Source organism: Pseudomonas sp. FBCC-B545 (assembly GCF_059134095.1).
On record NZ_CP101441.1, the window covers coordinates 5,889,900 to 5,914,271 of the forward strand.

24 protein-coding genes, 2 tRNA genes and 1 pseudogene are annotated in these 24,372 nt (G+C 59.0%); 18 read left to right on the forward strand and 9 right to left on the reverse strand.

The window, feature by feature from the left end:
- Window positions 1-51: 51 nt before the first annotated feature.
- The 6 genes from hisF to NMB39_RS27085 all read right to left on the reverse strand — a co-directional run bounded on the left by hisF (window position 52) and on the right by NMB39_RS27085 (window position 4,995).
- Window positions 52-822, reverse strand: a complete 771-nt coding sequence (gene hisF, locus NMB39_RS27060) for an imidazole glycerol phosphate synthase subunit HisF (protein WP_003171107.1) — start codon at window positions 820-822, stop codon at window positions 52-54.
- 9 nt (window positions 823-831) lie between these two features.
- Window positions 832-1,569 carry a 1-(5-phosphoribosyl)-5-[(5-phosphoribosylamino)methylideneamino]imidazole-4-carboxamide isomerase gene (gene hisA, locus NMB39_RS27065; protein WP_046070503.1) on the reverse strand — a complete coding sequence of 246 codons (738 nt, stop codon included), beginning with the start codon at window positions 1,567-1,569 and terminating at the stop codon, window positions 832-834.
- A gap of 39 nt (window positions 1,570-1,608) precedes the next feature.
- A complete protein-coding gene (locus NMB39_RS27070) occupies window positions 1,609-1,866 on the reverse strand; it encodes a DUF2164 domain-containing protein (protein ID WP_043047297.1) in 258 nt (85 codons plus the stop codon).
- The gene (hisH, locus tag NMB39_RS27075) at window positions 1,867-2,505 is read right to left on the reverse strand and encodes an imidazole glycerol phosphate synthase subunit HisH (RefSeq protein ID WP_494339839.1); all 639 of its coding nucleotides are present in this window, start codon (window positions 2,503-2,505) and stop codon (window positions 1,867-1,869) included.
- Window positions 2,505-3,101, reverse strand: a complete 597-nt coding sequence (hisB, locus tag NMB39_RS27080) for an imidazoleglycerol-phosphate dehydratase HisB (RefSeq protein WP_003187781.1) — start codon at window positions 3,099-3,101, stop codon at window positions 2,505-2,507. Before hisB ends, hisH begins: the two co-directional genes overlap by 1 nt.
- 232 nt (window positions 3,102-3,333) lie before the next feature.
- Window positions 3,334-4,995, reverse strand: coding sequence for an OFA family MFS transporter (locus NMB39_RS27085; RefSeq protein WP_124399012.1), 1,662 nt, complete (start codon window positions 4,993-4,995; stop codon window positions 3,334-3,336).
- Window positions 4,996-5,321: 326 nt separating this feature from the next.
- Between NMB39_RS27085 and NMB39_RS27090 the strand changes: the two genes are divergently transcribed.
- The 6 genes from NMB39_RS27090 to NMB39_RS27115 all read left to right on the forward strand — a co-directional run bounded on the left by NMB39_RS27090 (window position 5,322) and on the right by NMB39_RS27115 (window position 11,260).
- A complete protein-coding gene (locus NMB39_RS27090; protein ID WP_494339838.1) occupies window positions 5,322-7,544 on the forward strand; it encodes an AsmA family protein in 2,223 nt (740 codons plus the stop codon).
- Window positions 7,541-8,608 (forward strand): A/G-specific adenine glycosylase, encoded by a 1,068-nt coding sequence (gene mutY / locus NMB39_RS27095; protein WP_057025450.1) that lies wholly within the window; start codon window positions 7,541-7,543, stop codon window positions 8,606-8,608. Before NMB39_RS27090 ends, mutY begins: the two co-directional genes overlap by 4 nt.
- Complete coding sequence (locus tag NMB39_RS27100) at window positions 8,605-8,877, forward strand: oxidative damage protection protein (protein ID WP_043047303.1); 273 nt, start codon at window positions 8,605-8,607, stop codon at window positions 8,875-8,877. Before mutY ends, NMB39_RS27100 begins: the two co-directional genes overlap by 4 nt.
- A gap of 103 nt (window positions 8,878-8,980) precedes the next feature.
- Window positions 8,981-9,056, forward strand: a tRNA-Phe gene (locus NMB39_RS27105).
- A gap of 173 nt (window positions 9,057-9,229) precedes the next feature.
- Window positions 9,230-9,901, forward strand: a complete 672-nt coding sequence (locus NMB39_RS27110; RefSeq protein ID WP_494339837.1) for a hypothetical protein — start codon at window positions 9,230-9,232, stop codon at window positions 9,899-9,901.
- Window positions 9,902-10,099: 198 nt separating this feature from the next.
- On the forward strand, window positions 10,100-11,260 hold the full coding sequence (locus NMB39_RS27115) for a Fic family protein (RefSeq protein WP_494339836.1): 1,161 nt from the start codon (window positions 10,100-10,102) through the stop codon (window positions 11,258-11,260).
- 22 nt (window positions 11,261-11,282) lie between these two features.
- On the opposite strand, the gene NMB39_RS27120 is transcribed toward NMB39_RS27115, so the two are convergent.
- Window positions 11,283-12,890 (reverse strand): glycosyltransferase family protein, encoded by a 1,608-nt coding sequence (locus NMB39_RS27120; RefSeq protein WP_494339835.1) that lies wholly within the window; start codon window positions 12,888-12,890, stop codon window positions 11,283-11,285.
- A gap of 87 nt (window positions 12,891-12,977) precedes the next feature.
- Window positions 12,978-13,943, reverse strand: coding sequence for an arsenic resistance protein (locus NMB39_RS27125; RefSeq protein WP_494339834.1), 966 nt, complete (start codon window positions 13,941-13,943; stop codon window positions 12,978-12,980).
- Window positions 13,944-14,100: 157 nt separating this feature from the next.
- Between NMB39_RS27125 and NMB39_RS27130 the strand changes: the two genes are divergently transcribed.
- Entirely contained in the window at window positions 14,101-14,514 is a 414-nt protein-coding gene (locus NMB39_RS27130) for a hypothetical protein (RefSeq protein WP_494339833.1), read from the forward strand.
- Between the two features lie 445 nt (window positions 14,515-14,959).
- On the opposite strand, the gene gabP is transcribed toward NMB39_RS27130, so the two are convergent.
- A complete protein-coding gene (gene gabP / locus NMB39_RS27135; RefSeq protein WP_046070493.1) occupies window positions 14,960-16,351 on the reverse strand; it encodes a GABA permease in 1,392 nt (463 codons plus the stop codon).
- Between the two features lie 554 nt (window positions 16,352-16,905).
- On the opposite strand from gabP, the gene NMB39_RS27140 reads away from it, so the two are divergent.
- The 11 genes and pseudogenes from NMB39_RS27140 (at window position 16,906) to NMB39_RS27190 (ending at window position 24,174) form a co-directional block, all read left to right on the forward strand.
- Window positions 16,906-17,679 carry an ABC transporter ATP-binding protein gene (locus NMB39_RS27140; RefSeq protein ID WP_494339832.1) on the forward strand — a complete coding sequence of 258 codons (774 nt, stop codon included), beginning with the start codon at window positions 16,906-16,908 and terminating at the stop codon, window positions 17,677-17,679.
- Between the two features lie 13 nt (window positions 17,680-17,692).
- Entirely contained in the window at window positions 17,693-18,445 is a 753-nt protein-coding gene (locus NMB39_RS27145) for an ABC transporter substrate-binding protein (protein WP_003187758.1), read from the forward strand.
- A gap of 74 nt (window positions 18,446-18,519) precedes the next feature.
- Window positions 18,520-19,215 carry an ABC transporter permease gene (locus NMB39_RS27150; RefSeq protein WP_043047309.1) on the forward strand — a complete coding sequence of 232 codons (696 nt, stop codon included), beginning with the start codon at window positions 18,520-18,522 and terminating at the stop codon, window positions 19,213-19,215.
- 38 nt (window positions 19,216-19,253) lie between these two features.
- Complete coding sequence (locus NMB39_RS27155) at window positions 19,254-19,943, forward strand: ABC transporter permease (RefSeq protein WP_046072631.1); 690 nt, start codon at window positions 19,254-19,256, stop codon at window positions 19,941-19,943.
- On the forward strand, window positions 19,924-21,111 hold the full coding sequence (locus NMB39_RS27160) for a methyltransferase (protein WP_494339831.1): 1,188 nt from the start codon (window positions 19,924-19,926) through the stop codon (window positions 21,109-21,111). Before NMB39_RS27155 ends, NMB39_RS27160 begins: the two co-directional genes overlap by 20 nt.
- Before the next feature lie 520 nt (window positions 21,112-21,631).
- Window positions 21,632-21,707 (forward strand) — tRNA-Thr (locus NMB39_RS27165).
- A 227-nt stretch (window positions 21,708-21,934) separates the two neighbouring features.
- The gene (locus NMB39_RS27170) at window positions 21,935-22,171 is read left to right on the forward strand and encodes a colicin E3/pyocin S6 family cytotoxin (RefSeq protein ID WP_018606357.1); all 237 of its coding nucleotides are present in this window, start codon (window positions 21,935-21,937) and stop codon (window positions 22,169-22,171) included.
- 9 nt (window positions 22,172-22,180) lie between these two features.
- Window positions 22,181-22,492, forward strand: coding sequence for a hypothetical protein (locus NMB39_RS27175; RefSeq protein WP_018606359.1), 312 nt, complete (start codon window positions 22,181-22,183; stop codon window positions 22,490-22,492).
- A 17-nt stretch (window positions 22,493-22,509) separates the two neighbouring features.
- A complete protein-coding gene (locus NMB39_RS27180) occupies window positions 22,510-23,418 on the forward strand; it encodes an ImmA/IrrE family metallo-endopeptidase (protein ID WP_494339830.1) in 909 nt (302 codons plus the stop codon).
- 254 nt (window positions 23,419-23,672) lie between these two features.
- Window positions 23,673-23,843, forward strand: a pseudogene (locus tag NMB39_RS27185) (tyrosine-type recombinase/integrase); the annotation flags it as partial.
- 1 nt (window position 23,844) lies between these two features.
- Entirely contained in the window at window positions 23,845-24,174 is a 330-nt protein-coding gene (locus NMB39_RS27190; protein WP_057024734.1) for a hypothetical protein, read from the forward strand.
- Window positions 24,175-24,372 lie beyond the last annotated feature (198 nt).

Here is a 24,372-nt window from a genome sequence, read left to right on the forward strand (position 1 = left end):
CCATGGCAAGCGCAGAGAGTGCCGCGAGCCTGCCATGGTGTCCAGCAGCGTTTAGCGGACGACGATACCGCGCGCGGCCATGTAGGCCTTTGCCTCGGGGACGGTGTATTCGCCGAAGTGGAAGATACTCGCCGCCAGTACCGCGCTGGCATGCCCTTCGATCACGCCATCGGCCAGGTGCTGTAGGTTGCCGACACCGCCGGAGGCGATTACCGGGATGCCCAGGGCATCGCTGATGGCGCGGGTGACGCCCAGGTCGAAGCCATTTTTCATGCCGTCCTGGTCCATGCTGGTCAGCAGGATTTCACCAGCGCCCAGGCCTTCCATCTTCATCGCCCACTCCACTGCGTCCAGCCCGGTAGGCTTGCGCCCGCCGTGGGTGAAGATCTCCCAGCGCGGCGTTTCGCCCGGGCCGGAGACTTTCTTGGCGTCGATGGCGACGACGATGCATTGCGAACCGAAGTGCTGCGCGGCTTCGCCGACGAACTCAGGGTTGAACACCGCGGCGGTATTGATCGAGACCTTGTCCGCACCGGCATTGAGCAGGTTGCGAATGTCTTGCACGGTGCGCACGCCACCGCCCACGGTCAGCGGGATAAACACCTGGCTGGCCATGCGCTCGACGGTATGCAAGGTGGTGTCGCGGCCATCGACGCTGGCGGTAATGTCGAGAAAGGTAATCTCGTCGGCACCTTGCTCATCGTAGCGGCGGGCGATTTCCACCGGGTCGCCGGCATCGCGGATGTTCTCGAACTTGACACCCTTGACCACGCGACCGTTGTCGACGTCCAGGCAAGGGATGATGCGTTTGGCCAGCGCCATGGTCAGTCCTCAGCCGTTGTAGGCGTCGCAGTAAGCCTGGGCTTGCGCAACGTCCAGGGTGCCTTCGTAAATCGCTCGGCCAGTGATGGCGCCGATGATGCCAGGCGCCTTGGCGTCCAGCAGCGACTTGATGTCACCCAGGTTGTGAATGCCGCCAGAAGCGATCACCGGAATCTTCGTGGCCGCTGCCAAGGCTGCGGTGAACGGCACGTTGCAGCCCTGCATCATGCCGTCTTTGGCGATATCGGTATAAACGATAGCGGACACGCCGTCGGCTTCGAACTGCTTGGCCAGGTCGATCACCTGCACGGTGCTGATTTCAGCCCAGCCGTCGGTGGCGACGAAACCGTCTTTCGCATCCAGGCCGACGATAACCTTGCCCGGGAATGCCCGGCAGGCTTCGGCGACGAAGGCTGGGTCTTTCACCGCCTTGGTGCCGATGATCACGTAGCTCACGCCCGCTTTCACGTAGTGCTCGATGGTCTCCAGGGAACGGATACCGCCGCCGATCTGGATTGGCAGGTTCGGGTAGCGCTTGGCGATCGCGGTGACCACCTCGCCATTGACCGGCTGGCCTTCGAAGGCACCGTTCAAGTCCACCAGGTGCAGGCGACGGCAGCCCCCTTCCACCCATTTGGCGGCCATGCTCACCGGGTCATCGGAGAACACCGTGGAATCTTCCATGCGGCCCTGGCGCAAACGTACACAGGCGCCGTCCTTGAGATCGATAGCGGGGATAATCAGCATCTGGCAAACCTTATTCGATATTCAGCAATGCTTGGGAAATCAGGGTTTCTCAAGCGACCACAAGTCGCTTTCGATGCTTTCGAACCTTTCTTTGAGGAGCGTCTGCGTATCGAAAATCGCCCTGTTGTAATAATGCGGCGCCACTTCGGTGGTGAACAACTCAAGAATCTCGGCGACCTCGAACGAACCCAGCTTGAGCTCGAAGCGGTCCTCCATGAACCGCTTGATCTTGTCGGTGGCCGCACGCTCCTGTTCGGGCGTGAGGTTCAAGATCGGCGGTTTCGGTTTCTTGGCCATTTACCAGCGACCGTCCCACGCGGCGAAGTTCTGCAGCAATTGCAGGCCATGGGTATGGCTCTTCTCCGGGTGGAATTGCACGGCAAAGCGCGAACCGTCGGCCAGGGCTGCGGCGAAATCAACGCCGTAGTGTCCACCCCCCACCACCTGGCGCGGGTCACCGGCGGCGATGTAATAGCTGTGCACGAAGTAGAAGCGCGCCATGTCCGGGATCTCATGCCACAGCGGGTGGTCGACGGTACGGCGCACTTCGTTCCAGCCCATGTGCGGGACTTTCAAATGCTCGCCATCTTCATGCAGGCCCTTGCCGAAGAACTTCACCTGGCCGGGAAACAGGCCGATGCAGTCGACGCCGTCGTTCTCTTCGCTGCTGTCGAGCAAGGCTTGCATGCCCACGCAGATACCGAGGAAGGGGCGATCCTGGCTGACCTCGCGTACCAGGCTGTCAAAGCCCAGGCGGCGGATCTCGGCCATGCAATCGCGAATCGCGCCAACACCGGGGAACACCACGCGGTCGGCTTCGCGAATCACATTGGCATCGCTGGTGATCAGCACCTTGCCGGCCCCTACGCGCTCGAGGGCCTTGGCCACCGAGTGCAGGTTACCCATGCCGTAATCGATAACCGCGACCGTCTGCATTACAGGACGCCCTTGGTCGAAGGCATTTGCCCGCCCATACGCTCGTCGACTTCTACAGCCATGCGCAGCGCGCGACCGAAAGCCTTGAACACGGTTTCGATCTGGTGGTGGGTGTTGGTGCCGCGCAGGTTGTCGATATGCAGGCTGACAAGGGCGTGGTTGACGAAGCCCTGGAAAAATTCCTGGAACAGATCGACGTCAAAGCCGCGGCCCACATTGGCACGGGTGTAGGGCACGTGCATCTGCAGGCCTGGACGGCCGGAGAAGTCGATGACCACACGCGACAGCGCTTCGTCCAACGGCACATAGGCATGGCCGTAGCGACGGATGCCTTTCTTGTCGCCGATGGCCTTGGCAAAGGCCTGGCCGAGGGTAATGCCCACGTCTTCCACCATGTGGTGGTCGTCGATGTGCAGGTCGCCCTTGCCGACAATATCCAGGTCGATCAGCCCATGACGGGCGATCTGGTCCAGCATGTGCTCAAGAAAAGGTACACCGATATCAAATCGGGCCTTTCCGGTGCCATCCAGGTTGATCGAGGCTTTGATCTGGGTTTCCAGAGTGTCGCGCTCGACAGACGCCTTACGTTCGGCCATCACCAGCTCCGCAAAATCATTGGGCGAAAAAGGCAGCCATTATAGGGGCGCGGGCGCTAAACAGAAACATCGGAGGGGATAAGACTGATGGAGTGTCGGGGATAGACATGTGCATACATGCATAACCAATGTGGGAGGGGGCTTGCTCCCGATAGCGGTAGATCAGTCAACAATGCACTGACTGATGCGCCGCCATCGGGAGCAAGCCCCCTCCCACAAGGGTTTTGCAGTGTTAGTGGAACAGTACCGCGGTCTTCTGCAGGGTCACCCACACACCCCACGCCAACGGAATACCTACCACCAGCCAGGCGGCAACCGCCAACGGCTTGCTGCCGGCGGACGCTTTCCACTCCAGCACGGTGGTCGCATCGGCACCTTTGTCATGCCCCAGCGCCTGTTCGGCGGCCAGTTCCGCATCGGTCATGAAGTACTTGTCGGCCACCGGGCGCACTAGCATGTTGCAGATAAAGCCCAGCACCAGCAGGCCGGCGAGGATGTACAAAGTGATGTCGTAAGCCGCAGCGCGTTCAACGCCGATGCTCAGCTGGTATTCACGCAGGTAGTTCACCAGTACCGGCCCCAACACGCCCGCAGCCGCCCAAGCGGTCAGCAGGCGACCGTGGATGGCACCCACCATCTGGGTACCGAACAGGTCAGCCAGGTAAGCCGGGACGGTGGCAAAACCACCGCCGTACATCGACAGCACGATGCAGAACGCGGCCACGAACAGCGCGACGTTACCCAGGTGCCCCAGGTTCGGGATCAGCGCGTACAGGGCAAAGCCCAGTGCAAAGAACACGAAGTAGGTGTTTTTACGCCCCAGATAATCGGAGAACGACGCCCAGAAGAACCGGCCCCCGATGTTGAACAGGCTCAGCAGGCCAGTAAAGCCAGCAGCAATGGCCGCAATGGAGGCAAGCTGACCAGCATCCAACTGGCCAAATGGCACGTCAACACCCAGCAGCTTGCCGCCGAACACTTCCTGCAACAGTGGCGAGGCCATGCCGAGGATGCCGATACCGGCCGATACGTTCAGGCACAACACCAGCCATACCAGGCGGAATTGCGGGGTTTTCCACGCGACATTCACATGCACGTGGCGATGAGTGATCATCGCGTTACTGGCTTTTTTCGCCGGCGCGGTCCAGCCCTCAGGCTTCCAGCCGGTCGGCGGCACGCGGTACAGCAATGCGCCACCGATCATGAACACGAAGTAAATCGCCGCCATGACCACGAAGCTCTGCCATACGCCCACGCTGGTCGGCGAAGAGAAGTGGCCCATCAGCGCTGCGGCCAGGGGTGCGCCCACCATCGCGCCACCGCCGAAGCCCATGATCGCCATGCCGGTCGCCATGCCGCGCTTGTCCGGGAACCACTTGATCAGGGTCGATACGGGCGAGATATAGCCCAGGCCCAGGCCGATACCACCAATGACCCCGGAGCCGATCCACATCAGCCAGATCTGGTGGGTATAGATACCCAGCGCAGAAATCAGCAAGCCACCGCACCAGCACAGTGCCGAGACAACCCCGGCCTTGCGCGGCCCGGCATGTTCCAGCCAACCGCCCCAGATCGCTGCCGAGCAGCCCAGGAAGATGAAGAACAGGGTGTAGATCCAGCCCAGCATGGAGATGGGCCAGTCGCATTGAGACGAGAAGACTTGGGCGATGAAGCTCATGTCCGGCGCGCAGGCCACCGGTGCGGTGATCCCCAGCGCCTTGGACAATGGCAGCCAGAATACCGAGAAGCCGTAGGCCATGCCGATACACAAGTGGATGGCCAGGGCGGCCGGTGGAACCAGCCAGCGGTTGAACCCCGGCTTGGCGATGATGCGTTCCTTGGACAGGAACGCGGGCTGTGCGGCGACGGCGCCGGCCACAGTGCTAGTGCTCATTGGTGTTTCCCCCAGTTATTAATATGCGTCCGTCAGGCGCTCTCTCCCTCGGCCTTGCACGCAAAGCGTGGCCGTTTTGTTGAGTGAAGCTCCCTTTTAGGCGCGACGTTAAGTCGCAGAAGGCGGACGAACGTGCAGAGATTAGCACCAGTGGATGACAGAAAAATCAAACTGCCACTACCTTTTTTGGATTATCTGCATTTTTCTGACGTCAAAATCCTATTTTCGCGTCACTGGATACAATGTAACGATCCGTGAACTGACGCAGGCCGCCGGGCGTTATACTCTGCGGCTAAATTTTGAAATCGACATACAAGGACTCGCCCATGAAAGCGTTCGGCAAAATCCTGGGTCTGGTACTTCTCGGGCTGTTGCTGATCATTGTGGCGCTCGGCTTTGCCCTGACCCACCTCTTCGATCCCAACGACTACAAAGAAGAAATTCGCCAGATAGCCCGCGACAAGGCCCACATCGAGCTGACGCTCAATGGCGATATCGGCTGGAGCCTGTTCCCCTGGCTGGGCCTGGAATTGCACGAGGCCAGCGTCGCGACCCTGACCGCACCAACTCAACCATTCGCCGATTTGCAGATGCTCGGCCTGTCGGTGCGCGTGCTGCCGCTGCTGCGCCGCGAAGTGCAGATGAGCGATGTGCGTGTCGAGGGCCTGAACCTGCGCCTGAACCGCGACAAGCAAGGCCATGGCAACTGGGAAGACATCGGCAAGAACGTACCCGATGCGACTGCCGAAGCCCCCGCAGCCGCCCCTGCGCCAGTGGAACCGGTGGCTGAAACCAAGCCGGAGAAACCGCCACAACCGATCCGCCTGGATATCGACAGCCTGACCATCAACAACGCCCGCGTCGAATACAACGATGAACAGACCGGCAAGCAATTCAGTGCCGAAAGCATCCAGCTCAGTGCCGGTGCGATCCACGAAGGCGCCAGCATTCCACTGAAACTCACCGCGTTCCTGGGCAGCAACCAGCCGCTGATGCGCGTCAAGACCGAGCTGAACGGCAACTTGCGCATCCAGCGTGCCCTCAAGCGCTACCAGTTCGAAGACATGCGCTTTAGCGGCGAAGCCACTGGCGAACCGTTGCAAGGCAAGACCGTGAGCTTCTCCACCCAGGGCCAACTGCTGGTGGACCTGGCGGCCAACGTCGCCGAATGGACCAACCTGAAACTCTCGGCCAACCAGTTGCGCGCCTTGGGCGAGCTTAAGGCCAACGACCTGGACAAGACCCCGCAAATCAGCGGCGCCCTGTCTGTGGCCCAGTTTGACCTGGCCAAGTTCCTCGACAGCATCGGCCACCCGCTGCCGGCCATGGCTCCGGGCAGCCTGAGCAAGGTCGAGCTGGTCAGCCGTCTGAAGGGCACGCCCACCAGCGTGGCCCTGGAAAACCTGAACCTGAAACTTGACGAAAGCACCTTCACTGGCCGCGTCGCTGTGGACGATTTCGCCAAGCAGTCCCTGCGTGTACAGCTCAAGGCCGATACCTTCAACGCCGACAATTACCTGCCGGCCAAATCCGAAGCGGCCAAAGGCGCAACCGCCGCACGCCAGGCCGAAGTGCAAAGCAGCGAAGCCGGCGCCATGGCAGCCGGGGGCAGCACGCCATTGCCGGACGCACCGACCAAAGGCGCCTGGAGCACGGACAAACTGCTGCCACTGACCCGCCTGCGCAGCCTGGATATCAACGCCGACCTGGCGTTCGGCCAACTCACCCTGAGCCAGTTGCCGATCCAGAACGCAGCGCTGAAAGCTTCGGGTATCGACGGCCAGCTCAAGCTCGACAGCCTGAGTGGCGGGCTCTACAACGGCACCTTCCAGGCCAACGGCACGCTCGATGTGCGCCAGGACCTCCCACTGCTCGCACTGCAAACCCAAATCAAGCAAGTGCCGGTGGAAAAGATCCTGCAAGCCCAGGGGAAAAACCCGCCAGTGAAAGGCCAGGTCACCCTGGACAGCAACCTGACTGGGCGTGGCAACAGCCAGAAAGCATTGATCGACAGCCTCAACGGTACCGCCAGCTTCGTGATCAATAATGGCGTGCTGCTCAACGCCAACATCGAGCAACAGGTCTGCACCGGTATCGCCCTGCTCAACCGCAAGACCTTGAGCAGCACGCCGCCAGGCAAAGACACTCCGTTCCAGGAACTGCGCGGTAACCTGACGTTCCGTAACGGCGTGGCCAGCAACCCCGACCTGAAAGTGCGCATCCCGGGGCTGACAGTCAACGGCAACGGCGATGTCGACTTGCGCGTGCTGGGCATGGACTACCGCCTCGGCATCATCGTCGAAGGCGACCAGCGCGAGGCGCCAGACCCGGCCTGCCAGGTCGGCACCAACTTCCAGGGTATCGAAGTGCCGTTACGCTGCCGCGGCCCACTGGAACTGGGTGCCAAGGCCTGCCGCCTGGACAAGGATGGCCTTGGCCAGGTCGCCCTCAAGGCTGCCGGCAATCGCCTTAACGAGAAATTGGAAGAGAAGCTCGACAAGGTCAATCCAAAAATCAAGGACGCCTTGAAAGGTCTGTTCAACCGATGAGAGACGAGCAGTTTTCAGCGGCGGTACTCGATTGGTACGACCGCCACGGCCGTCATGACCTGCCCTGGCAGCAGGGCATCACGCCTTACCGGGTGTGGGTGTCGGAGATCATGCTGCAACAGACCCAGGTCAGCACCGTGCTCAATTACTTCGACCGGTTCATGGCGTCGCTGCCGACGGTCGAAGCCCTGGCCGCCGCGCCGGAAGACGAAGTGCTGCACCTGTGGACCGGCCTGGGCTACTACACCCGGGCGCGCAACCTGCAGAAGACCGCCAAGATCGTGGTGAACGAGTACGGCGGCGAGTTTCCCCGCGACGTGGAAAAACTCACCGAGCTGCCCGGTATCGGCCTGTCCACCGCTGGCGCGATTGCCAGCCTGAGCATGGGCCTGCGCGCGCCGATCCTCGACGGCAACGTCAAGCGCGTGCTGGCACGCTTTACCGCGCAGGAGGGCTACCCGGGCGAGCCCAAGGTGGCCAAACAACTGTGGGCCACCGCAGAGCGCTTCACACCCTTTGAGCGCGTCAACGCCTACACCCAGGCGATGATGGACATGGGTGCCACCCTTTGCACCCGCAGCAAACCCAGCTGCCTGCTGTGCCCGCTGGAAAAAGGCTGCGAAGCCCATATGCTTGGCCTGGAGACACGCTACCCGATCCCCAAGCCGCGCAAGACCATCCCGCAAAAGCGCACGCTGATGCCGATGCTGGCGAACAGCGAGGGCGCGATTCTGCTCTACCGTCGCCCTTCCACGGGCTTGTGGGGCGGTCTGTGGAGCTTGCCGGAACTGGACGACCTGGAAGACCTCGATCACCTGGCCAACCAGCACGCGCTGCAACTGGGCAAGCATCAGGAGCTCCCCGGGCTGGTCCACACCTTCAGCCACTTCCAGTTGGCCATCGAACCCTGGCTGGTCCAGGTCGAGGAATCCGCCCATCACGTGGCCGAGGCCGACTGGCTCTGGTATAACCTCGCCACCCCGCCGCGCCTGGGCCTTGCCGCCCCGGTGAAAACATTGCTCAAGCGCGCGGCCGACGTATTGAACGCAGGAGTTTCGTCATGACCCGCACCGTAATGTGCCGCAAGTACAAAGAAGAACTGGAAGGACTGGAACGCCCTCCCTATCCGGGCGCCAAGGGCCAGGACATTTACGACAACGTGTCCGCCAAAGCCTGGGGCGACTGGTTGAAACACCAGACCCTGCTGATCAACGAAAAACGCCTGAACATGATGAACGCCGAAGACCGCAAATACCTGGCCGGCGAAATGGACAAGTTCTTTTCCGGCGAGGAATACGCCAAGGCCGACGGCTACGTGCCGCCTGCTCAATAATTGATCAAAAACCGGGGTCTGCACGTAAGCGACGGTAATAATTAAATATTTTTTGAAAACTTGCTTGACGACCCCCTGAAAAACCCGTTTAATGCGCCCCGTTGCCCAGATAGCTCAGTCGGTAGAGCAGGGGATTGAAAATCCCCGTGTCGGCGGTTCGATTCCGTCTCTGGGCACCAAAATACCGAGAAACCCCAAGGAACAATGTGTTCCTTGGGGTTTTTTATTGCCTGCGATTTAATGCGCCCGGAGTACTTCTGGACACAATGTCGCAGCAGGACGATTGAGGGTTATTTTTCGCTGGACTCAATCGTTCAGCCTTTACCAAATTCTCAGTTGTAAGGTTTCTTTCATGACTCGCCTCTTGCTCTGCACGCTATTACTGCTGGCCTCACTGCTCAGTGGATGCGCCACGCAAATGGACGTAGCAATCAACGCAACACCCGATCCGGACTATCACTTTGACCGCCAGGCAACCGTACTGGTGACGTCCGTCGGTGGCAGCGACGAAAACGCACTCAATGCCCGCTACTACCTGCGCGATATGGTCAGCGCCATGAAGGACCAGGGCTTTCGCAATGTCTTTACCGACACCACACTGCCCAAGAACCATGCGCCGATCAAAATGACCATCACCCTTGACGTCGAAAGCAAGCAGGTCACTTACCGCTATACCGCTACCGAGTATGGCCAGGTAGCAAACAGCTCCACCACGCAGTGCAAGAAGAACAAGAAAAAGACCGATCAACTGACCTGCACCAGCACCCCGAACACCTCCTATGGCCCGGTAGGCACATCGGAACGCACCGGCTACACCACCCTCACCACCTTCCGGGCTACCGCTCGGGACGAGGCGAGCAGGCGCGCCGTGTATGTGCTTCGAGTATCGTCCTATAACGACGATTGCCAGGCGGCCAAGGTCGAAGCCTTCCTGGTGCAGCAGGGCCTGCAGAACCTGAACTTCCAGGACCGCGTGCAGCGCAATTACACGGTGACGATGCCTGAGGGGTATCGCTGCAAATAGCTTGCTCCCGTCCGGATACAGCTTGGGCACCCTGACCAAAGCCAACCGGACCTAGTTTCATTTGGGATATTTTTCACTTATCCGAACTGATTTTTTGAGATAGTGTAGGGCCTCATCAAGCCCCTAACGCCTTCCCTACGGGCATCAAATCAGCCTGCTTTCGAGATAATCAAAATATCAATTGGAGATACTTTCCATATGCCCGAGTTTGCTCATCACGATCTGGAGCTATTGAACCCCTCGTTCGACTCGGGCCTGGTTGATGTTCTGAGCGAGCTGGAACACCTGCGCCGCCTGCAACTGGGTGGCGATACACCGCCTGCTGTTTTTTTCCAGTTGAAAGCCCTGTTTCATACGCTGGAAAGCCTGGGCTCTGCACGTATCGAGGGCAACCACACGACACTGGCCGACTACATCGAAAGCAAAGTTGAAGGGGCCGCCGAGGCTTCAGATCCGTTGCGGGAAATTGCGAATATCGAAAAGGCCATGGACTACGTCGAAAGCATCATGCAGACCGGCGCTGATCTCACGGAGTTTGCGATTCGAGAGCTTCACTCAATCATCGTCCAGGGAGTGCAACGCGAAGGTGATCGTACGCCAGGTGCTTACCGCGAGTCCGGGGTCAGCATTGCCCAGTCCGATCACCTCCCGCCCGAGGCGGTGATGGTGCCAGGCTACATGCAAGAACTCGTCGCCTTTGTGAATAAGCAGGATGCCCCCAAGTACGATCTGATGAAAGTCGCGCTGGCCCACCACCGATTTGGCTGGATCCACCCATTTGGCAACGGCAATGGCCGCGTCGTGCGCCTTCTGACGTACGCAATGTTGATGAAGTACGGCTTCAACGTCAGCGCTGGCGGCCGAGTCCTGAATCCGACGGCAGTCTTCTGTATCGACCGCGAAAAGTATTACTCGATGCTTTCCACCGCTGACACAGGCACCAAGGAAGGCCTTGAGGCTTGGTGTACGTATGTGCTGGCAGGCATTAGAGATGAATTAGAGAAAGTCAGCAGGCTGACGGACTACGGCTACCTGACCAGGCACATTCTTGCCCCCACCATTGCATTGGCGAAAGACCGCGCATGGATAACACCTCTTGAAGAGAAAATTCTGAGCACGGCGATCCAACTGAAGGTGGTCAAGTCGGGCGATATCGCTGACGCTCTACCGACACTGTCCGCCGCCCAAAGAACCTATCAAATAAAAAAATTGGTCGACCAAGGGATGCTAATTCCCATCAGTCCAGGTGCTCGGCAGTACACAATCGGGTTCTCAAATAATTATTTGATCAGAGGGGTTATCAAATCCCTGCGCGAAGAAGGCTTTATCCCTGAGCAGCTGGACAAACCTTATCCATGAGGAGGCCCGCCAAGTTGCCCCCTCACTTCAGCAAAAACACCATCAACGGATTGTCATTCAGCCGCCCCGCAAAGCTTGGCGCCAATTGCTCCACCGGCGAGCCCTTCAACAGCGCAGTCTCCTTGCGCGGCACAATCACCCAGGATGGCCGGGGCAGCTCACTCAGTTTGTCAAGCTGGTGACGCCCGACAAACAGTGGCTGCTCATCGTGATCCAGGTTCATCATGTAGCGCACCGCCCAGGTGTCCCGGGCCAGGTCGACAAATACCAAAGGGCCCGGCTGTGATTCCCGCAGCGCCTCCACCTGGCTGACAAACCGTCGGGTGTCGAATTGCAGGTTCTTGGCCGGTTCTATCACCGCTACCAGCAACAACCATTGCGCCGCCAGTGCGATCACGCTGAGCCATACCAAACGCAACGGCCGGCGCCAGGCAATCAACGCCGCGAGTTGCAACACCACCAACGCACCAATCATCAGCGGCAGGGAAATATCCGGCCAATAGCCCTGCTTGTGCCAGGCGTTCCGACACACAAACAACACAACCACGCACAACGCCGGCAGCGCTGCGACAAGCCCTTCGTAACAACGGCGCACGCCCAACAGCCAACCTTGCGCCTGGAGCAGCCCATAGGCCGCAACAGCCGCAAACATCGGCACCATCGGCAAGATGTAATAAGCGCGCTTGAAGTGCGGCACCGACAACCCGAGCAGAATCATCAAGCCACACGCCCCGAGGCGCACCAGCAGTTGCAGCTGCCCGTCGACCCAGCGCTCCGGCCAGCGATGGCGCAGCGCGACCAGGGTGGCCAACGCCAGCGGCACCACCGGGAAGTAACGGTACAAACTCAGCTGGAAATAGAAATAGAACGGCTCACCGGACTCATCCAAGCGCCCGCCGACCTGCATCTTGAACACTTCATCAGCAAAGGCATCACCGCCACTCAATCGCGCGAGCTTCATCAGCAGCCACCAGCACACTGCGAGCAGCACCAGGCCGATAACGCCGTGGATCAGCACTTGCCGGACGCGTTCGCCCGGCCTGCCCAGCGCCCAATACACGCACACCACTCCACACACCTCAATCAACCCCAGCGGGCCACGAATGGCAAAGGCCAGGACGAACAACGGGAACACCGCCAGTTGCCGCAGCGTCGACCCCAGGCGCTCACCACTGTGCAGCAGATAGAAGCTGCCGACACACAGCAGCGCGATCATCTGGTCGAGGCAGACCGAGCGCGATTTTTCGAGCAACTGTGTGGTGAGCAGCGTCATCAGCACCGTCAAAAATGCCCATGGGCGACTGAACGGCGCCAGCAGGCGGTACATCAGTGCGATCACACCGGCCGATGCAAGCGCGGTGGGCAATACATTCGCCAAATGATTCGGTGCATCAAACCAGCGGGCGAATACAAAACTGAAGAAGGTCGCGGTGCCTGGGTAGTCCGCGTAAGGCTGACCGTAAGTGGTGGGGAAGAAACTTGCGCCGTGGCGAAACATTTCCTGCATGAACAACGCCCAGCGCCCATCAAAGCCTTGGGGCTGCTGATCCCAGATCCCCAACGTGAACAACAACAGGGCGATCAGAAAGAGGCCCAAGGACTCCAGGCGAATACGGTTGCGATGATCCATCGGGTGACCTGTCAGGTGGGAAGCGCTGGCGTATGGTGCCGACCGCAGCCCTGAATAGCGCCTGAACGAACCTGAACATTCACGTTTTTACCGAGTTGCGGGCCACACCACTGCCGGGATCAGACGAACGTAGACCAACTCGGCCACCAGCTCGACCAGGGTTTGCAGGATCACCGCCGCGGCAGCCAACCCGCGCACGTCCTCCGGCAACGCCAGCGCCAACGGCAATACCACCAGCGAGTTGCGCGTTGACGCACTGAACGTCACCGCCCGTGCACTTGGCGCAGGCAGCGCAAACAGTCGCGCAGCCAGGATCCCCATCAACGGCGCCAGCAGGACGAAGCCCAGGTAGATCGCAAGCACTGGCAGCAACAGGTCGATGTCGCGCATCACCGATGTGATTTGCGACCCAATCACCACAAACAGCACCAGGGCCATCGCCGGCACCGGCAACCACGCCCACGCACTGCTCCATTTGTCGACAAGCGTTGATCGTCGCGCCAGGTAGGCCGTCAGCACAGCCAGCAGCATCGGCACCACGATCAACAACAGGAATGCCTCGATAAACGGGCCGATCTCAACCACCACACCCGAGTGTGCGCCCAGCATAAAACCCAAGTACACCGGCAGCAGTGCCAACTGCAACAGCAACAACAACGGCGTGGCCGCCAGCATCGACCGCGAGTCACCCTTGCCGATGTGGGTGAACACCACCACGTAATCAATACAGGGCGTCAACAACACCAGTAATGCCCCCACCAACAACGCGGGATGCTCCAGCAGGCCACGGGTCAGCGCCCACACCAGCAATGGCACCAGAACAAAGTTGGCCAATAACAACGCCGAGACAAAGCGGATATTGCCCGAACCCTGGCGCAGATCGAGGAAGGGAATTTGCAGGAACATCGCGTACATCAATACCGCGATGGCGGGCGTGATCAATACGCTCAAACCGTGAGCCAGTAGCGGCGTGAATACACCACAGGCAGCGGCCAGCAGGATGGCGACAAAATAGAGGGGGATCTGGTTATGCTCAAGGGCATCGCGGGTCATGAGGACGCTCTGGCAGATGACAAAGGCGTAGCCTATTGATCTATGGCCTGACGGTCGAGCGCGACGAACGACCAAACCCGCCCGGATTTCCTTGGGATTTACCCCAACCTGCGCTTCAATACCCCACCCAGATCCAGAACCCAAGGACGTTGAGCCCATGGCCTCGCCAAACAAGCAGCAAAAACGCGCCCAGCGGGCAAAGATCAAGGCCAAGCAAAACCGCACCCAGCGCGCCGTCGCGGCCAAGCCGGATGCGTTCGCAGGCGACGACAGCCGCATCGATCTTGAGTCGGTGGACTTGACCGAACTGTTCGTCGAGATGCGCACCGCAGGGGAGACCAGCCAGCAAGCACTGTGCGCGGTATTCCTGGCACACCCGCTGCTGGCGCTGGTGCTGGAGCAGGAAGGCGAAGAGGAAGCGACCGACTTTATCCTGGCGGCGCTGATTGAATATCGGCAGTGGGCGACGGACAGCGATGACGAGGCCGCTGCGCTGGCTTGGATCGAATCGCCGCAGTTCCAGGCAGACTACGTAGCAGCATCCCAGGCGCTGACAGCCTCAACAGACTGACACATATCAAAATGTGGGAGGGGGCTTGCTCCCGATAGCAGAGTCTCAGTCAACATCCAAGTGACTGACACACCACCATCGGGGGCAAGCCCCCTCCCACATTTGCACCACATTCCGTCAGTTGAGCACTGCTGCGCCTAGCTTCTGGGCCTTGCCGCAGCTCGCCACTCCCAATACCACCTGCAAGCTCAGCATCTCAGTCGCTGACAACTCCAGCAGACTGACACGTATCAAAATGTGGGAGGGGGCAAGCCCCCCTCCCACATTTGCATCACATTCCGTCAATTGAGCACGGCTGCGCCTACCTGCTGGGCCTTGCGGCGGCTCGCCACTCCCAATACCACCTGCAAGCTCAGCATCTCAGTCGCTGACAACCTCAGCAGACTGACGCGTATCAAAATGTGGGAGGGGGCAAGCCCCCCTCCCACATTTGCATCACATTCCGTCAGTTGAGCACTGCTGCGCCTAACTTCTGGGCCTTGCGGCGGCTCGCCACGAACAACCCCGCCAGCACTACCAGCAAGCTCAGGATCCCGGTGGCGATGATCTCGACCCGGTGCGCTTCCTGGAACAGCATGATGGTCAAGGTGCCGACGATAAACACCATCACCGCGTAGGTCAGTCCAGGGAACAGCCACATCTTGAACACGATCTTCTCACCCGCCGCCGCACGTTTCTGACGCATGCGCAGTTGCGACACAGCAATCACCAGGTACACCAGCAAGGCGATGGCGCCGGAGCTGGCCAGCAGGAACTCGAACACGGCAGCCGGCGCCACATAGTTGGCAAACACCGCCAGGAATGCCGCACCGGTGGACAGCAGCACCGCCCAGTAAGGCGTGCCGCTCTTGTTGGTGCGCTTGGCTACAGCCGGCGCATCACCGCGACGCCCCAGGGAAAACAGCATGCGCGAAGCGGTATACAGCGCCGAGTTCAAGCAGCTGGTTACAGCAACCAGTACCACCAGATCGACGATCAGCTTGGCATTCGGGATGCCCATGCGTTCCAGCACGGTCTGATAGGAACCTACGGCAGCCAAGGTCGGATCGTTCCATGGCACCAGGGACACCACGATGAAGATCGACAGCAGGTAGAACAAACCAATCCGCCAGATCACCGAGTTGGTGGCCTTGGTGATCTGCTGGCCGGGGTTCTTCGATTCCGCTGCGGCGATGGTGACGATCTCGGTGCCCATGAAGGAGAACATGGTGGTCAGGATCGCCGCCAAGACCGCGCCCATGCCGTTGGGCATAAAGCCCTGGGTGTCGAACAGGTGCGACACACCGCTGACCTGACTGGTGGGCAAGAAGCCGAAAATCGCCGCCAGGCCGAGGATCACAAAGCCTACGATCGCCACGACTTTGATCAACGCAAACCAGAACTCGAACTCACCGTAGTTCTTCACGCTGAACAAATTGGTCGCAGTCAACAGCAGCGTAATGATCAGGGTAAAGGCCCAGATCGCCACATCGGGGAACCAGGCATGCAGGATGGTCGCCGCCGCGTTGGCCTCCAACGGTATCACCAGTACCCAGAACCACCAGTACAACCAACCGATGGTAAAACCGGCCCAGTGGCCGATTGCGCGGTCGGCATAAGTTGAGAAAGAACCCGTGTCCGGTGACGCAACGGCCATCTCGGCCAGCATCCGCATCACTAACACCACCAGCGTGCCGGCGGCCGCGTAGGCCAACAGCACAGCCGGGCCAGCGGCAGCAATCGCATGGCCGGAGCCGACAAACAAACCGGCACCGATCACGCCGGCAATTGACAGCATGGTGACGTGACGCGGTTTGAGCCCCTGTTCGAGGTCATTGGAGCTTTGCGTACTACTCATTGACACACCTTTGCGAGGAATTGCGAAAACGGTTCGCCCAGTTGCTGCCTCTTTCGTGAAAAGAAACCAACAGGGCGTTCTTTATTTTTTACGCAAGATTTGCGCCAAAATGTTACGAAACCACGATTGACGCGGCCTGTAGGACAATTCAACAGTCATCGCAAGTCTTTGAGAACAATGGCATTCCGCTATAGCGTTACCGTGCGACCCACATCCAAGACGAACAGGCGCACCAAAAACACACACAAAAAGTACGTGACGCTCCATATAAGGGCTGATATGGACCGTTTGCCCGGTTAACCCTTCCAACACCCGGCCAAAGCTGGCACCATCGCGCCCTTTTTTACGCGAAGCCTGTGGCTTTTCCGGTTCAAACGGCTGTTCGGTTGTTGATGGCGCGACACGCTACTGCGCCGATGCGACACCCTGCCGCAGACCACCGGTTAACCGTCCGCAGCGCTGTTGGCTGTCATCCAAACGCTATGCTAGCTTGGCGCCTCGCCAGGAAGGCGGCCCAACAGCGAAGCACGCAACGAACACAATGAGGACCGCACATGGCCGAGGCCACGCCCGCGCTTGAAATCCGCAACTTGCATAAACGCTATGGTGAGCTGGAGGTACTCAAGGGTATCTCGCTGACCGCACGCGACGGCGACGTGATCTCGATCCTGGGTTCTTCCGGTTCCGGCAAGTCCACCTTCCTGCGTTGTATCAACCTGCTGGAGAACCCGCATCAGGGCCAGATCCTGGTGGCCGGTGAAGAGCTCAAGCTCAAGGCCGCGAAAAACGGCGAGCTGATGGCCGCCGACGGCAAGCAGATCAACCGCCTGCGCAGCGAAATCGGTTTTGTGTTTCAAAACTTTAACCTGTGGCCGCACATGAGCATCCTCGACAACATCATCGAGGCGCCACGCCGCGTGCTCGGCCAAAGCAAGGTCGAAGCGATAGAAGTGGCCGAGGCCCTGCTGGCCAAGGTCGGCATCGGCGATAAGCGCCACGCCTACCCAGCCCAACTCTCCGGCGGCCAGCAGCAGCGGGCGGCGATTGCACGCACCCTGGCCATGCAGCCTAAAGTCATCCTGTTCGATGAGCCCACCTCGGCCCTTGACCCGGAAATGGTTCAGGAAGTACTTAATGTGATCCGCGCACTGGCCGAAGAAGGCCGCACCATGCTGCTGGTCACCCATGAAATGGGCTTTGCCCGCCAGGTGTCCAGCGAAGTGGTGTTCCTGCACCAGGGTCTGGTAGAAGAGCAAGGATCGCCACAGCAGGTATTTGAAAACCCGCTTTCGGCGCGCTGCAAACAATTCATGTCCAGCAACCGCTAACGGAGCAACATGCATGCAGAACTATAAAAAATTCCTTCTGGCTGCGGCCGTCTCGATGGCGTTCAGCGCCACGGCCATGGCAGAAACCTTGAAAATGGGGATCGAAGCGGCCTACCCGCCGTTCAACAATAAAGACGCCAGCGGCAATGTGGTGGGCTTTGACAAAGACATCGGCGACGCCCTGTGCGCCAAGATGAAAGTCGAGAAGTGCGAAGTGTACGTGTCCGACTGGGACGGCATCATCCCGGCCCTGAACGCCAAGAAGTTCGACTTCCTGGTGTCCTCGCTGTCGATCACCGATGAACGCAAGCAGGCCGTCGACTTCACCGACCCGTACTACTCCAACAAGCTGCAATTCATCGCACCAAAAGCCACGGCGGACTTCAAGACAGACGCCGCCTATCTGAAGGGCAAGGTGATCGGTGCGCAGCGTGCAACGCTGGCCGGTACCTACCTGGAAGACAAGCTGCCGGACACTGAAGCCAAGCTCTACGACACCCAGGAAAACGCCTACCTCGACCTGACCTCCGGTCGCCTGGACGGCATCCTCGCCGACAAGTACGTGCAGTACGAGTGGCTCAAGAGCAAAGACGGTTCGGCCTATGAATTCAAAGGCGACCCGGTGGTAGAAAGCGACAAGATCGGTATCGCCGTACGCAAGGGCGACCCGCTGCGCGAGCGCCTGAACAAAGCCCTGGCAGAGATCAAGGCAGACGGCACCTACAAGAAAATCAACGACAAGTACTTCCCGTTCAGCATCGAATGACCTGAACGGCCTGCCCGGCGCGCTCCTGTGAGCGCGTCGGCTTTCAGCAATGCCTGCCGCGATATGAAAACACCATGAATTTCGATCTCTACGGATTCGGCCCGGCGCTTGCCGCTGGCGCGCTGATGACCGTCAAACTGGCGCTCACGGCCCTGTGCCTGGGGCTGGTGCTCGGCCTTGCCGGCGCCTTGGCCAAGACTTCGCCGTACAAGCCGCTGCAATGGCTGGGCGGTGCTTATTCGACCATCGTTCGCGGTATTCCCGAGCTGTTGTGGGTGCTGCTGATTTACTTCGGCACGGTCAACCTGATGCGTGCCCTGGGGGAGTTCTTCGGTAACCCCGACCTGTCCCTGAGTGCCTTTGCCGCCGGGGTGATTGCCCTGGGCCTGTGCTTTGGCGCCTACGCCACGGAAGTGTTCCGCGGCGCGATCCTCGCCATTCCCAAGGGCCACCGCGAAGCCGGTGTGGCGTTGGGCTTGTCGAAACTGCGGATTTTCACGCGCTTGATCATGCCGCAAATGTGGCGCATCGCCCTGCCGGGCCTGGGCAACCTGTTCATGATCCTGATGAAAGACACTGCACTGGTGTCGGTGATCGGCCTTGAAGAAATCATGCGCCACGCGCAGATCGGCGTGACCGTCACCAAGCAACCGTTCACCTTCTTCATGGTCGCAGCGTTCATGTACCTGGGCCTGACCGTGCTGGCGATGATCAGCATGCACTTCCTGGAAAAACGCGCCGCCCGCGGCTTTGCAAGGAGCACCCAATGAGCGGCGACTACAGCTGGCTATCGCACTTCGACCTGGGCCTGAACTGGGCCGTGATCATCAAGTGGCTGCCCAAACTGGCCCAGGGCGCAACCCTGACCCTGGAGCTGGTGGCAATCGCGGTGATCGCCGGCCTGCTGCTGGCGATCCCGCTCGGCATCGCTCGCTCGTCGCGCCGCTGGTACGTGAGCGCCCTGCCCTACGGCTACATCTTCTTCTTCCGTGGCACGCCGTTGCTGGTGCAATTGTTCCTGGTCTACTACGGCCTGGCGCAGTTCGATGCGGTGCGCAACAGCTTCATGTGGCCGTACCTGCGTGACCCGTTCTGGTGCGCCACCGTCACCATGACCCTGCACACCGCCGCCTATATCGCCGAGATCCTGCGCGGTGCTATCCAGGCCATCCCGCCAGGTGAAATCGAAGCGGCGCGCGCCCTGGGCATGTCCAAGCCCAAGACGCTGTTCTACATCATCCTGCCCCGCGCCTCGCGCATCGGCCTGCCGGCCTACAGCAACGAAGTGATCCTAATGCTCAAGGCCAGCGCCCTGGCCAGTACCGTGACCCTGCTGGAGCTGACCGGGATGGCGCGGACCATCATCGCCCGCACCTACCTGCCGGTAGAGATCTTCTTCGCGGCCGGGCTGTTTTACCTGCTGATGGCCTACATCCTCGTGCGTGGTTTCAAACTGCTGGAAAAATGGCTGCGCGTTGATGCGTGCCAAGGACGCTGAGGCACGCTTCAAGGCGCTGGATGGGTTCCTGATCGAGCACCAAGGGCTGTGGCGACCACGGCCCTTTACCCATCTGCACTTACCCTGGGAAACCGAACACCCGGCGCTGTCCCAATGGCTGCGCCAGCGCTCGCTGGCTGAAGCCGAAGCCAGTCACAACCACCCCCACCACCTGCCTGCGCCTGCACCTTTTCCACAGCTGGCCGCGCAAGCGTTACACCTCAGTGCTGTGGATAAATTACCCAACCACACCCTCGAACCTGCTCGCCACCGCCTGAATGTCGACGTACCCGGACGCAAGTGGCAACAGATCGAAGCCTTCGGCGCCGCGCTGAATTTTGCCGAAACGCCCACCCATTGGCTGGACTGGTGCGCCGGCAAAGGCCATCTAGGCCGCCGCCTGCTGCAACCCGGCCAACAGTTGACCTGCCTGGAATACGACCCAGCCCTGGTCGCATCCGGCCAAGCCCTGAGTGACCGCCATAACCTGCCCGCAGCCCATCGCCTGCAGAACGTCATGGCGGATATGGCGATTGACCCCGAACACACACCAGTCGCCCTGCACGCCTGCGGCGATTTGCACGTGCGCCTGCTGCAACTGGCCAGCGCCGCCGGCTGCAAACAACTGGCACTGGCGCCCTGCTGCTACAACCGCATCAACGCCGACCGCTATCAGGCATTGTCCGCTGCCGGGCGCGCATCCCGACTGCAACTATCCATAGAAGATTTAGGCCTGCCCCTGAGCGAAACCGTCACCGCCGGCAACCGCGTGCGCCTGCAACGGGACACGTCCATGGCCCGACGCCTGGGCTTTGACCGACTGCAACGCCAGCTGCGCGGTTGCGACGAATACCTGCCAACGCCGTCCCTGCCCGCCAGTTGGCTGGACAAACCTTACGCTGACTACTGCCAGGAACTGGCGAACCTAAAGGGTTTATCCACAGGCGAACAGGATTGGACGGCGCTGGAGGCACACGGCTGGCACCGCCTGGCCGAGGTGCGAAACCTGGAGCTGGTAAGAGGCCTGTTTCGACGCCCGCTGGAAATGTGGCTGGTGCTCGATCGAGCATTGTTCCTGCAAGAGCGAGGTTACAACGTCGAGGTCGGCAGCTTCTGTGAAACAGCGCTGACGCCGCGCAACTTGATGGTGCTGGCCGAGCGCGATTAAGGGGCGAAATTTCCCACACGCCCCTGTGGATAACTCTGTTGATGAAATCTTTACCGAGCCAGTATCTATCTGCGTTACAGGCCAAAATCGACCCTGGTCATTTTTTGTTCACAAAATAAAACGCACGCAAAACAGGCAGTTGCGGCGCGTATAGAACGCTGTCACAAAACGGCTGCTTCATCACGTTATCTACCTGCCGATTGTGCATAAGCATTTGGGGTAAGCGTATAAAGCGTAATTTGTGCGATGTTTTTTTTGGGCCTTTCAGCAGCCGGAAAGCTTCGCGAGACAGCCAGGCTGCGGCGTGGTGAATGCACGCATATATGACCTACCTCGGTTCCAAAGAGCAGAGGCAGGGTGATGGAATAGATGAAATTCACCGTGGATTGCGGGGATGGGAATTGACGCTTGAGGGACGAGGAAAACCCGCCATTCGAAGAAAACCTCTCCTTCTGCAAAAATAGTCAGAATTCAGGGGTTTACAGAAGCTTTCCAATCGCTATAATCGTCGCCCTAACACGCCGGTATAGCTCAGTTGGTAGAGCAACTGACTTGTAATCAGTAGGTCCCGGGTTCGACTCCTGGTGCCGGCACCATACAAGGTTCCAGAGAAGGCTTTCAAAATCTCTGGAACCCCCGAAAAACCCGCCTTCTGGCGGGTTTTTTCGTTCTGGAGATCCCAGGCTCCCTCATATGCAGTTTGCGATTTCTTGAAACGAATCCGCACTCCAGCCTGCGGCCCATGCCAATCCAGCTACGGTATAGTCCGGCCCCTCCTTGGCGAAAACGCCGGGACCAGTTTTCAGGATTAAGGGAACCTTGGATGGGCGGCAAACCTAGGCCTGATCCTTCTATTGTCAGCGGTTTCAGAGTCGCGTATGTAGAGGGTGGCCGTAAGTATTACTTTGATGCCGTAGAGCAACGATACTACTCATGGGATTCGCTTCACGGCGAGTTTGAAGTCTTCGACCGACGTGGCTTTCACCTGGGTTCGGTCTGCCCTGAAACCGGGCTTGCTTTGAAACCTGCCGTCCGCGGACGAAGGATCAAACCGAACTGAGAGGTTCATATGAATTTTGTAGAGCTTTGCCTTAAAGGCGATGTGCTGGAAGAAGAGATCGACCGATTCGTCGAGGACTGGCACGAGGGCCGTCAAGGTGCCGACATGCAACTGCATGAATACCTGGGCATGAAGTGGGAAGAGTACCAACTGTGGTCAACCACCCCGTCTGTCTTACCTTTTGTATTGACTGCCCACAAGTACGGCACCTCTCTTAAGGACCAACTCGATCAAGACAAATTTGCGATTGCTGCACGCGCACGATCGGTCGCTGAAGCGACCAAAGTCGAAGCCTGGCTACGCAGCGTGGGCAAGATCTAGTGACCCCAGAAGAAAAAATGGCCAGTCGCGTCCTGGCCATCCGCAAGCTGACACCGCCTTACGATCTAGAACAGCTAGCCTCTGCCTATGGAGAGCTTGAATACCTTGAACTGCCGTTCGGCGTGGACGGAATCACCATTGGTATTGGTGCTGCAACCAAGCCCCGCATCCTGATCAACTCAAGCGCACCTGCTACCCGTCGAAAATTTACGCTGGCCCATGAAATCGGGCACGTAGTTATCCCATGGCACACAGGCACAATCGTCTCCCACCTGGAGATCCGGGAAGTGGATGCTGCTTACAGCCAAATGGAGACCGAAGCCAATCGCTTCGCCGCAGAGCTGTTGATGCCATCTGACTGGTTGCTTGAAGCCTACAAAGCCGCACCCAGTGTGGAGCACTATTTCCGCTCGGTCCTTACCCAGGCTGGGGCATCCAAAGAAGCAACATTCAATAAAATATTACGCCCGCTCCCGCAGCCCGTGATTTGCGTACAAGTGGACAGCACATCCAGAGTTCTCAGCACGCGAAGATCCCAAACGGCGCCGTACCCGCCAGAACGAAACGCCGAAGTCAGCAGCGAAACCTTTCAGACAGACTGTCGTTTCGAAAGCTTTGAAATAGACGGCCAGTTTTATATGAGCTGGACCTTCATCGGCCGCGACATACGGGAAGTAGACAAAAGGCCGTGGCGGGAAGTCTTCAACCAAATCCTGCATGACACTGACACGCAGGGATATTTGCAGAATATGAACGGCATTCTTGCTGCTGCTTACGGCAAAAACAAAGCGCTCGACGAGGCGGAAATCTGCGGAGCCGTTATCCGGGCATTCACAAAATATGAAATGTACGATGTGGTGACTGAGCATCCTCTGTTTGAACAGTTTGTGATCAAACGGGTGAGGGAGCTGAAACTGCGGGGTTGAGTGATCAGACCGGCGTAGAAAAGATAGGGCAAAGCGCTGTCGTTGAGAGCAACCCTGGTAGCCAGAACCTTTAAGGCTACGCCACGCCATGGTGGTTCACCCAAAGCGCGATTAGCGTCCGGCGGCTCGCACGGTCACAGCGATGTGATGAATGCCTACTTTTACCAGTGTGCCCACTGCGGCAACTTATTCCCTTTCAAGGGAAAATAGGGGTCAGAGCATGTTTTCAATAATGGTGGTCTGACCCCTGTTTCCACAAGGCCGAGTTCATTGAGGAGCGCAGACTGATCATGAACTGGTGGAGCCGGTATCTGGAGGCCAACCGGCAAGAGCATGTTACTCCACACAAATTTGCCAACCAGATCGGAGATAACGTTACTCGGATAAAGGCGAAGCCTGGCATTGGCGCAGAGAGGGGGAATTGATATGGATATCTCAACCGCACAAAGCATCAAGCTCGCCATTGTGGCGGCAACCGGACTGTCAAAAGACGCGCTGCATATCTATTTGGGCATGGTGGTCTATTTGACGTTGAGCGTTGGCACCCGACGATTCAGGCCATACCTTGGCTGGCTGGTTGTTTTCATCATTGCGTGTGCAGGCGAGTGGGTAGATCGGCGAGACGATATTGGAAGCTTCGGATACTGGCGCTGGCAGGCAAGCGCTCACGACATTCTCAACACGTTATTTTGGCCGACGGTGCTAACACTGCTTTGGCTTTTAAAGTGCCGCAGTAAAGTAAGCGTACATCCGTAAGACTCTCGCAATCTGCTCTGCCACGCGGGTCCATCCAAACAGGGCTGCAAAGCCGCCCTGCTTGGATGGACCTCACTTAAAAAGTCTAAAGCCCGCGCAATTGTCTGTGGAAAACCACTGATTTCCACCGGTGGATAATTTCATCCACAGCCGCAGAACTGCCGAAAATTCGAGCCTTGACCCGAATTATCCACAGGC

Coding starts and splice junctions, on each gene's coding strand:
- hisF (WP_003171107.1), bottom strand. CDS start 822: ATGGCGCTGGCCAAACGCATCATCCCTTGCCTGGACGTCGACAACGGT.
- hisA (WP_046070503.1), bottom strand. CDS start 1,569: ATGCTGATTATCCCCGCTATCGATCTCAAGGACGGCGCCTGTGTACGT.
- NMB39_RS27070 (WP_043047297.1), bottom strand. CDS start 1,866: ATGGCCAAGAAACCGAAACCGCCGATCTTGAACCTCACGCCCGAACAG.
- hisH (WP_494339839.1), bottom strand. CDS start 2,505: ATGCAGACGGTCGCGGTTATCGATTACGGCATGGGTAACCTGCACTCG.
- hisB (WP_003187781.1), bottom strand. CDS start 3,101: ATGGCCGAACGTAAGGCGTCTGTCGAGCGCGACACTCTGGAAACCCAG.
- NMB39_RS27085 (WP_124399012.1), bottom strand. CDS start 4,995: ATGAGCACTAGCACTGTGGCCGGCGCCGTCGCCGCACAGCCCGCGTTC.
- NMB39_RS27090 (WP_494339838.1), top strand. CDS start 5,322: ATGAAAGCGTTCGGCAAAATCCTGGGTCTGGTACTTCTCGGGCTGTTG.
- mutY (WP_057025450.1), top strand. CDS start 7,541: ATGAGAGACGAGCAGTTTTCAGCGGCGGTACTCGATTGGTACGACCGC.
- NMB39_RS27100 (WP_043047303.1), top strand. CDS start 8,605: ATGACCCGCACCGTAATGTGCCGCAAGTACAAAGAAGAACTGGAAGGA.
- NMB39_RS27110 (WP_494339837.1), top strand. CDS start 9,230: ATGACTCGCCTCTTGCTCTGCACGCTATTACTGCTGGCCTCACTGCTC.
- NMB39_RS27115 (WP_494339836.1), top strand. CDS start 10,100: ATGCCCGAGTTTGCTCATCACGATCTGGAGCTATTGAACCCCTCGTTC.
- NMB39_RS27120 (WP_494339835.1), bottom strand. CDS start 12,890: ATGGATCATCGCAACCGTATTCGCCTGGAGTCCTTGGGCCTCTTTCTG.
- NMB39_RS27125 (WP_494339834.1), bottom strand. CDS start 13,943: ATGACCCGCGATGCCCTTGAGCATAACCAGATCCCCCTCTATTTTGTC.
- NMB39_RS27130 (WP_494339833.1), top strand. CDS start 14,101: ATGGCCTCGCCAAACAAGCAGCAAAAACGCGCCCAGCGGGCAAAGATC.
- gabP (WP_046070493.1), bottom strand. CDS start 16,351: ATGAGTAGTACGCAAAGCTCCAATGACCTCGAACAGGGGCTCAAACCG.
- NMB39_RS27140 (WP_494339832.1), top strand. CDS start 16,906: ATGGCCGAGGCCACGCCCGCGCTTGAAATCCGCAACTTGCATAAACGC.
- NMB39_RS27145 (WP_003187758.1), top strand. CDS start 17,693: ATGCAGAACTATAAAAAATTCCTTCTGGCTGCGGCCGTCTCGATGGCG.
- NMB39_RS27150 (WP_043047309.1), top strand. CDS start 18,520: ATGAATTTCGATCTCTACGGATTCGGCCCGGCGCTTGCCGCTGGCGCG.
- NMB39_RS27160 (WP_494339831.1), top strand. CDS start 19,924: ATGCGTGCCAAGGACGCTGAGGCACGCTTCAAGGCGCTGGATGGGTTC.
- NMB39_RS27170 (WP_018606357.1), top strand. CDS start 21,935: ATGGGCGGCAAACCTAGGCCTGATCCTTCTATTGTCAGCGGTTTCAGA.
- NMB39_RS27175 (WP_018606359.1), top strand. CDS start 22,181: ATGAATTTTGTAGAGCTTTGCCTTAAAGGCGATGTGCTGGAAGAAGAG.
- NMB39_RS27180 (WP_494339830.1), top strand. CDS start 22,510: ATGGCCAGTCGCGTCCTGGCCATCCGCAAGCTGACACCGCCTTACGAT.
- NMB39_RS27190 (WP_057024734.1), top strand. CDS start 23,845: ATGGATATCTCAACCGCACAAAGCATCAAGCTCGCCATTGTGGCGGCA.